Raw genomic sequence first — 1510 nt, 5'->3', positions numbered from 1 at the left:
GGGCGCCGGCAGCTTCTGGCTGCTGCGCCTCGGCTACCGGCGCTGGCGCGGACGCGAGGGGCTGGGGCTCGGAGACGTCAAGCTGATGGCCGGGCTCGGGGCGCTGGTCGGCCCCTGGGAGCTGCCGCTGCTGGTGCTCCTGGCGGCGCTGACGGCGCTGGGGCTGGCCGGGGCGCAGGCGCTGCGCCACGGGCGGACGGCACTGTCGGGCACCCGCCCGCTGCCCTTCGGCGCCGCGCTCTGCGCCGCCGGGGCGGGGGTATGGCTGTGGCGCCTCACCCTGCTGCCGGGCGGGTATTGAGCCTCGCGCAGCCGCAACCGTCGCGTTAGGGTCCGCGCAGAAGACGCCCTGAAAGAGATCGCTCCGCATGTTCCGCAAGACCCTTGCCCCGCTCTGTCTGTCGCTGCTGCTCTCGGGCCTGCCGGCCGGGGCGCAGGACGCCGGGGCCGACGAGACGCTGCCCTCGATGGCCGAGATCGAACAGGCCTGGCAGCGCGGCGACACGGTCGTGGTGCGCGACGGCCTGGCCCGCCTCGCCGCCGAAACCGGCACTGCGCTGGCGCAATACCGATACGGCCGGGTGCTGGCCGAGGGCCGCGGCGGACCGCGCGACCTGCCGGCGGCGATCGACTGGCTGCAGAAGGCGGTCGACCAGAACCACGCCGAGGCCGCGACGCTGCTGGCGCGCATCCTGCTCGCGGGCGGGGCCGACGGCGACAGCCGCGACGCGCCGCGCGCCGCGGCGCTGCTCGCCCGCTCCGCCACCCGCGGCGATGCCGAGGCGCAATATCTGCTCGCCCGCCAGCTGCGCGCCGGCGATGGCGTCGCCGCCGATCCCGAGGCCGCCTATAACTGGCTGCTCGCCGCCTCCGAGCAGCGCCACGCCGAGGCGCAGTACCTGCTGGCCCAGGTCTATGACCGCGGCGAGGGCACCGAGGCCTCGCCGTCGGAGGCGCTGCGCTGGCTGACCGGCGCAGCAGAGGCCGGCCACGTGATGGCGCAGTATGTTCTGGGCGAGCGGCTGAGCACGGGGCCGGCGGAGACCCGCGACCGCTTCGGCGCGCTGCGCTGGTATCGCGGCGCCGCCGAGGCCGGGCTGCCGATCGCGCAGCGCGCCCTCGGTACGCTCTATCTTTCCGGCGAGGGCGTCCCCGCCGATGCCGCCGAGGCCGAACGCTGGCTCTCCGCCGCTGCCGAGGCCGGCGATCCCGGGGCGATGTACAATCTCGCGCTGGCGTATCTCGACGGCGCGCAGCTGCGCCAGGACGATGCCCGCGCCCGGCAGTGGCTGGAACGCGCCGTCGATGCCGAGCTGCCCCGCGCCGCCACCGCCCTGGCCTGGATGCTCGAGCGCGGGCGCGGTGGTGAAACCGATCTCGACCGGGCGGTGACGCTCTACCGCCGCGCCGCCGAGGCCGGGCAGGCCCCGGCCGCGCTGCGGCTGGCCGAGCTGGCGGTGGGCGGAGATCTCGACGGGCGGCTGGCGCCGCAGCGCGCGGTCCCCTGGGT

2 protein-coding genes are annotated in these 1510 nt (G+C 76.5%); both read left to right on the top strand.

Going from position 1 to position 1510, the window contains the following annotated elements; genetic code table 11:
* Nucleotides 1–301, top strand: a 301-nt coding sequence (locus AC6RA4_RS25540; RefSeq protein ID WP_500165133.1) for a prepilin peptidase, incomplete at its 5' end; no start/stop codon positions are given.
* Nucleotides 302–368: 67 nt separating this feature from the next.
* Nucleotides 369–1510, top strand: a 1142-nt coding sequence (locus AC6RA4_RS25535) for an SEL1-like repeat protein (protein ID WP_500165132.1), incomplete at its 3' end; no start/stop codon positions are given.

Source organism: Salipiger sp. (assembly GCF_059781815.1).
The sequence above is the reverse complement of the archived record's forward strand: the minus strand, read 5'-3'. Positions and strand labels throughout refer to the sequence as shown.